At 37.0% G+C, this 6,993-nt stretch carries 8 protein-coding genes and 1 pseudogene; 6 read left to right on the forward strand and 3 right to left on the reverse strand.

All coding sequences use genetic code 11. The features are described from left to right. Window positions 1–133: 133 nt before the first annotated feature. Window positions 134–475 (forward strand): Rieske 2Fe-2S domain-containing protein, encoded by a 342-nt coding sequence (locus PL9631_RS17620; protein ID WP_083622337.1) that lies wholly within the window; start codon window positions 134–136, stop codon window positions 473–475. A 144-nt stretch (window positions 476–619) separates the two neighbouring features. Here PL9631_RS17620 and PL9631_RS17625 read toward each other — a convergent pair whose 3' ends face one another. Then, window positions 620–1,711, reverse strand: coding sequence for an ISAs1 family transposase (locus PL9631_RS17625; protein WP_083616174.1), 1,092 nt, complete (start codon window positions 1,709–1,711; stop codon window positions 620–622). A gap of 94 nt (window positions 1,712–1,805) precedes the next feature. Here PL9631_RS17625 and PL9631_RS17630 point away from each other — a divergent pair, with 94 nt between their 5' ends. Continuing rightward, window positions 1,806–2,648, forward strand: coding sequence for a Rieske 2Fe-2S domain-containing protein (locus PL9631_RS17630; RefSeq protein ID WP_407947596.1), 843 nt, complete (start codon window positions 1,806–1,808; stop codon window positions 2,646–2,648). A 136-nt stretch (window positions 2,649–2,784) separates the two neighbouring features. Here the strand turns inward: PL9631_RS17630 and PL9631_RS17635 are convergent, their stop codons facing one another. Beyond that, complete coding sequence (locus PL9631_RS17635) at window positions 2,785–3,573, reverse strand: SAM-dependent methyltransferase (RefSeq protein WP_083622338.1); 789 nt, start codon at window positions 3,571–3,573, stop codon at window positions 2,785–2,787. Window positions 3,574–3,592: 19 nt separating this feature from the next. On the opposite strand from PL9631_RS17635, the gene PL9631_RS17640 reads away from it, so the two are divergent. Further along, the gene (locus PL9631_RS17640; RefSeq protein WP_083622340.1) at window positions 3,593–4,000 is read left to right on the forward strand and encodes a helix-turn-helix domain-containing protein; all 408 of its coding nucleotides are present in this window, start codon (window positions 3,593–3,595) and stop codon (window positions 3,998–4,000) included. A 126-nt stretch (window positions 4,001–4,126) separates the two neighbouring features. After that, window positions 4,127–4,279 (forward strand): hypothetical protein, encoded by a 153-nt coding sequence (locus tag PL9631_RS17645; RefSeq protein WP_156090615.1) that lies wholly within the window; start codon window positions 4,127–4,129, stop codon window positions 4,277–4,279. A gap of 62 nt (window positions 4,280–4,341) precedes the next feature. On the opposite strand, the pseudogene PL9631_RS17650 reads toward PL9631_RS17645, so the two are convergent. Then, window positions 4,342–4,767: pseudogene (locus PL9631_RS17650) on the reverse strand (transposase); the annotation flags it as partial. Between the two features lie 57 nt (window positions 4,768–4,824). On the opposite strand from PL9631_RS17650, the gene PL9631_RS17655 reads away from it, so the two are divergent. Both PL9631_RS17655 and PL9631_RS17660 read left to right on the forward strand, forming a co-directional pair. Further along, window positions 4,825–5,907, forward strand: a complete 1,083-nt coding sequence (locus PL9631_RS17655) for an IS630 family transposase (RefSeq protein ID WP_083616166.1) — start codon at window positions 4,825–4,827, stop codon at window positions 5,905–5,907. Between the two features lie 328 nt (window positions 5,908–6,235). Then, complete coding sequence (locus PL9631_RS17660) at window positions 6,236–6,787, forward strand: EF-hand domain-containing protein (RefSeq protein ID WP_083622341.1); 552 nt, start codon at window positions 6,236–6,238, stop codon at window positions 6,785–6,787. The last annotated feature ends 206 nt before the right edge of the window (window positions 6,788–6,993 follow it).

Consider the following 6,993-nt stretch of genomic DNA (forward strand, 5'->3'; position numbering starts at 1 on the left):
CATACTGCAATAATCACATCACCATTTTCTCAGAAGAGAAGCCACACCAGCCGATTATTAAATTTTGTGACATTTTATATTCTGAAAAATAAATTTCTGATATATTTCTTATATTTCAGACTCATTTTGTCTTATGAGCGAAGAACTTGAGAAAGCCTCAGAGCGAAGGCTCGACCGATCAGAAACAGGAACAGGAGTCGAGAAAAATCCCCTGAATCTGAGTGCCAGTTGGTACATCGCTATGCTCTCTAAAGAATTGGGGAAAAAGCCAAAAGCCATTGAGTTATTCGCTCAGTCCTTGGTTGTTTGGCGAGATGCAAAGGGTAAGCCAGTACTCATGGAGCGTTTCTGTTCCCACATGGGCGCTAGTCTGGCGCTTGGGGCAGGGGGTTTTCATTTTCCCAAATGCGATCGCTATCTTCAAAAAAAATTATCAATTTTTCCGATCAAATTCTCTCTAATTTTCATCAGATAAGTGGGAAATATTAAGAATGAACAATTTTCATATTTATTAACAGCAAAAGATAGCCATTGTCTTGATTAATAAGACTTTATGACTATTTATTATTAAATATTTTGAATGTTTTTTTAGAAAAATAGTTTTAAAAACTTAATTAATTCAGGCGATCGCTAAAATCTTTTCCCAATTATTTCCCAACCATGACTGTCCCTCTTTTATTGAGCTAAAACCCAAACTTCTGTATATATTCAAAATTAATGTTACTAATAACGAGAATTTTCCGGCTACGTCTATGCCTTTTATTCTTGATTTATCTTCATTAAAATTCACATCTTTGACCCAATGTACTTGATTTTCAATTAACCAATGTGCTTTAATTTTTTCTGCAAATGTTTTCGCACTTAATTTCTGACTACTAATATAATATAAAGTCTCATTATATTCTTGATCACCCCGAAAACCCGTTCTTTCTACCTGAATAAAACTTTGAAGATGAGGATAATTTTTATGGTTGACATTTTGGCTATCAAATACTGATACTTTTCTGCTAATATTTCGCCCATGACTGACATCTTTTTCTTCATATACCGTTAAAGGTTTTTCGATTTCTGCTAAAATCTTGATCCGATTGTGCAATTTAATTTGATTCCCTTTTACCGTAATTAAATAATTATTTTTGCTCTCAATTATTGCCTGAGTTGTTTCCTTACTACAATGGAGAGCATCGAGGGTAAATACTTTATTTAATAACCCGCATTTTTCTATCATAGACAGAACTTTAGCGTTTTCAGAACTTTGTTTACTTTCAAAACTTTCCGATTTAATTACTAACTTTGTTTCTTGACTAAACCAAGATACCATAATTAACATATTTTGTTTCTGATTTTCATAGTTAGTCAGGGTGTTTTTTAAAGATTTTCCATCGATCGCAATCCAATCAACGCCTTCTTGTTGCCAATAATATTCCTGGACTATTGACTGAAAAACCAACTGAATTTCTATTGAATTTATTCCGAGCATTACTCGTCTTATGGTACTATAAGACGGCAATTTTTTAGTGTTAGTTTCTAATAATTTAATTAGCTTATTTTCTTCATTTTTTCTAAAATTATCTATTTGCTTATAAGTAACATTGCCAGTTAGCAGTGCTAAAACAATGATAGTCAACACTACCCATAATTCATGTCTTTTACCACGATTTTTCCGAAAATCCTTGACTAACTTCAGTTGTTCGATTATACTGTTTAACATAGTTTTTTAAAATCAAATAAAAGTGATCTTTCTTTGATTTTACCAAAAAAAGATCACTTTTATTTTCTTTTTTACCCCCGACAATGAAAACACCCTGGCGCTTGGGGAGGTAAAAGAGGGGTGTCTTCAATGTCCATTTCATCACTGGCGGTACGATAACTCTGGAGAATGTGTTTCCATCCCTGAGATAGACCATATTCCCCCAACTGCGCGTCAGGCAATTTATGTCACACAAGAAAGATATGGTTACATTTGGGTCTGGTATGGTACCCAGACTCCTCTGTTTTCCCTGCCTGAGTTTCCACCTGCTGAAGACAAGCAGCATTATATGTCTCTTTCCTTAACATTCAATGCCAAAACCTCGGCACTACAGATACTAGAAAATGCGTATGATTATCGTCATGCAGTTACAGTACATAATGCGCCCCTTATTTCCACTGAAGTCACTTTGCTTGATGAGTTTCCTCTAGGTGTCGATAAGCAAAACGAACTAAGTCCTAAAAATGAAGCTTGGTATAGCATTTTAATAGAAAACAAGATTGAGAAATATGGTGGTCTAATAGGTTCATTAGTGAAGATTTTAGGGCTTAGTGTTGAAATAACGAAGGGTCAAGTAGACACCTGGCCTAGTGGACATTTAGCCTCATATTGTAACGATGGCAAAGAAGCCTATTCGATGCTACAGGGAATCACGCCAGTTGGTAAAAACAATACAACCGGGCATTTTTTATTTGCGATCAAGAAAACTGGATTTTTTTTGCTGGATATACTTTTATATGCAGTTTTTAGTCGTCTAAACAAACTTATTTTTGAAGAGGATGTACCCATTTGGAATACTCTAAATAATGATAGGAGAGGGGTTTATATCAAACACGATCGACCCGTCTTGAAGCTCAGAGAATTTTATCAAAGTTGGGTCGATAAGGTTGAGATTTAGTGGGAAAAACTCCTGGTTAAGTAGGTGAATTTGTTAATTGTATTGACACCTCTTTTCACTCACAAATCAAACCATAATCAAATTTACTACAAAAAGGGGGAGGGAGAGGCAGGCGTTCGCCTGCAATTACTATCCTCTAAGGATAAACTCTTTTTTTTGCCTTTACCAATATATACCCAAGATTCACACACACACACTCAAATACTTGGAGCCAACCGTCGATCGTTTCACTCTGAACATATTGCAGATTTTCGGCTTCATACTGTTTGAACCCGGCTTTAACCTTCGGAACCATAAAAGGCATCATAAATTCGGTTAGGTCATCAATTTCGATCAGGTCAAAACCAGCGGTATCAAACAGTTCTGGATAGTCTTCCTTTGGAATATGATCCGAATGCAGTTGTTCCTTAGCAAACATCTTGAATTCTTCGCTAGTGTTTGGCCCTGTTATTAAGTCCGCAATTAGTAATGTCGCCCCTGGTTTCAAGATTCGATAAGCTTCTCGTAGGGCTTCGCGGTGCCCCATGTGATAAATACTTTCAAAAAACCAGCCTCCGTCATAGGTTGCGTCGTCACAGGGTACTTGCAACGCATTGCTCTGGATGAAGTGAACTCGATCGGACATCCCAGCTTCCTCGGCTAGCTCTTTCCCCCTGTTATATTGGTACTTGCTGATTGTAATTCCATCAACGAAACATTCTTTGGCTTTTGCAATCCGTATCGCTGGGACACCTACACCGCATCCAAGATCGCAGAAACGTTCCCCCTGACGGATCTCTGACTTATCAATCATAATCTGAGTCAGCCGATCGGCTGCCTCACCAAGATTGGCATCAGGATTATTTTCACCCCAATAGCCAAAATGTAAGTAGGTAGGCAGGAAGAAACAAAAGTATGTAAAGATAAATGAAGAGGGAAAAGAAATCTACCGAGGTCGTAAAAATATGGGTGCTCGTTTAAGGGTATTTCTGACTCGTGAGCAAGACAAAATCCTGTTCAAGCTCAGAACAGCAGATGTGCCACAAAAAGTCAAAGACCGAGCCGAAGTGATTCGCTTAAACTCACAAGGTTGGTACGTGGAAAAAATAGCAACTTATTTCAATTGGACGGCACAGACAGTCAGAGAAGTGTTGCACAAATGGGAAAAGTTGGGGCTAGAAGGGTTATGGGAAAAACCAGGTCGCGGGGGGAAAGCCAAGTGGAAAGAAGAGGACTTAGTATTTTTAGAAGAATGTCTCAGAAAAGAATCCCGGACATACAACTCTGAGCAATTAGCCCAAAAGCTGGAACAAGAACGGTCAGTTAAATTGAGTCCCGATAGATTAAGACGGGTGCTCAAAAAAAGGGGGTGAATTGGAAGCGAGCCAGAAAGAGCCACAAAGGAAAACAAGATCCGATAGTCCGTGCTCAGAAACAGGCGGATTTAGAGATGTTGGAATTATCGGCTGCGGCTGGAGAAATTGACTTAAAGTATTTAAATGATGGAACAAGAAGCACAAGATGCGGAAAAAACCGGACGGATGAGAGTGATTGTCCAAGATAATAGCCCGATACATCAATGCCATGAGGTGAAAAAACTCTGGCCAAAATGGGAAAGTATGGGTTTGTATATTTTCTGTTTACCTAAATAGGGCTTGCTGAAAAAGTAACAGAAAAGGAAACGAATGATTAACTAGCTAATGAAGTCAGAAGGTCAGATAAGTTTTTTTCGAGGTAATGAGTTAAGAGATAACTTGTCATAATCAATGACTTGAAAAAAGTAATGGAATAAAAAAATTGACCCCAAAATCTGTCTAAGAATCACAGAGAGATTCATGACTAAAAAAGTAATAGCAATTGCCGTTTCGGAAGTATGAGCTAGTTTATTCATAATCCGATTCAGGCTAAATCTTCTTTTTCCTTGGCCAAATTTGCCTTCAATAGAATTCCGAATCTTTTCATCTTCTGACGCCTGCTTCTTAGTAGCTTTACTAATATTTACTGGAGGTCTACCTAACGGGGGGCCACTCATTCTAATCCCCTTTTCTTTACACCAAGCTCGGTTGTCTCTAGTTCGGTAAATTTTATCTACATGGACTGACTCAGGATAATGTCCCGTATATTCTTTAAAAGCCTCTAAGTAGGTGGTCATAAATAGAGTTAAAATAAGAAATGAAGAAATATCAGAGGAATAGTCATGCCACTGAGGTTAAGAATTCAACTAACAGAAGAAGAAAAACAAGAGCTACTAACTCTGTATCAGCAAGAGAAAGTTCCGAAAAGAACAAGGCAGAGAATAGATATATTAATGTTTAGTGATGGAGGATGGATGGTCTCAAAAATAGCCCAGACTTTAAGGTGTTCAGAAGCCATGGTAAGAAAAACAATAACTCGATGGATAAATCAAGAAAAAGAAGGATTATTTGATGCTCCTCGTTCGGGAAGAAAACGGAGGTGGAAAGAAGAAGATATAGAATATTTAGAAACTTGTATAGAGTCAGATGAAAGAACTTATAATAGCCGTCAACTGTCGGAAAAACTTCTGCGAGAGAGAGCGATCGCACTAAGCGCAGAAAGAATTAGAAAAATCTTAAAAAAAAAAGACTGGCGCTGGAAAAGAACAAAAGCCAGTTTAAAGAAAAAACAGAATCCCGAAAAAACAGCGAGCAAGAAAAGAGATTTGGAGACGTTAAAGCGTTATGAAGAAGAGGGTTTGGTCAGATTAAAATATTTAGATGAGGCAGGTTTTTGTTTATGGAGTCCTGTGAGTTACACCTATGTAAAAAAGGGGAAGCAGAAACAAATAAACCAGACGAAAAAGCGAGGAAAAAGATTGAATGTAATTGGAGTATTAGAAAAAGGAAAAAGTTTTGAGTACGGTTTAAGTTTGTCAGGAATTACAAGTGAGAATTACATAAAATTTATAGATTGGCAAGCGGAAAAAGCTGAAAAGCATTTTCAAAATACTCGACAAATTACCGTACTGATTCAAGATAACTACAGTGTCCATAAAAGTCAAAAAATACAAGAAAAAGAAAGGGAGTGGCAAGACAAAAAATTAGAATTTTTCTTCCTGTCTGCTTATAGCCCTGAATTGAATGAAATCGAACCAGAATGGCATCAATTAAAAACTCATGAACTGGCGGGAAGAATGTTTGAAGATGAATATGATTTGAGCCAAGCTGTGATTCAAGCCATTGAAGATAGAAACGAAAGAAATGATTGTACCTGCGATCGCTTGCGATTTAATTCCCTGAGTAACTCTCAAGAATTATCCTAAACAATCTTTTTCTATTATTGACTTTATTTATGACCACCTACTTAAGTCCTGAAATAAATGGTCAAGAAATATTAATAAATGAAGAAAAACTTGCCATTAGTTAGCTAATATGAGATAGTTGTGAATAGCTTGATCGGCGAGCCGGACTTACGCAACTGGTTTAATTAGTAGGGAACTCTATTAAGCTCAAACCTGGATACTCTCGATCTTATTTAGAATCTGGGTCATCCTGCCATTTGATTAAAGTGTGACAGTTGCATAAGTTAGTTATGGTTATGTAGAAAAGCTGGCAAGAAATCTCATTTTCCCAAACTTAAGGAGATCATTTATGACACTGACCGAATTACAGCAGAAAAAACTGAAAAAATTGTTCGATGCTTATGACTTCGATTCCAGTCAAAGTCTTGCAAAATCTGATTTTCAGTCATACATAGAAGATTTAAATACAAAACTTGGATATCAGAAAGAAAGCGACGATTATCAAACAGTTGAGTCTGTATTCTGGGACTTTTGGAATGGTCTGCACCAAAAAGCAGGACTAACCCAAGATGGGGAAGTGAAATTAGAAGCATGGCTGTCATATTTTGATTATGTGCTGCTTGACGAAAATTTTCAGTCAGCAGGAATTGATGCAAATGTTGATTTACTATTCAACATAATAGACCAGGATAAAGATGGCAATATCTCCTTAAAGGAGTATACAGATCTTTTGAAGTCTTATCGGATTAGTGACTCAGAGGCTTCAGAAGTCTTTTCCAAGTTAGATATTAACGGTGATGGTTCACTAAGCCGAGAAGAACTCAAACAACTTTACAAAGAATTTTATTACAGTGACGATCCCAATGCTCGTGGAAATGCAGTGCTTGGATTAGTCGCGTAATTCATCAGAAACGGTTTGTTAGCTCTAATACTCCTTGCTTAGGAGGTTTAAGTCAAAGTTAGGACTTACGCACAGGCTCTATTTGTAGGATGCGTTAGTAACGCACCAGTCCATCATATTTAGCGTCAGTGCGTAAGTCCTATAAGTATATTTTTTTTTAAATTAAAATATCGAGCAAGTTTACTACCTAATGGTAATATTATCTT

The organism is Planktothrix paucivesiculata PCC 9631, from assembly GCF_900009265.2.
GTDB lineage: Bacteria > Cyanobacteriota > Cyanobacteriia > Cyanobacteriales > Microcoleaceae > Planktothrix > Planktothrix paucivesiculata.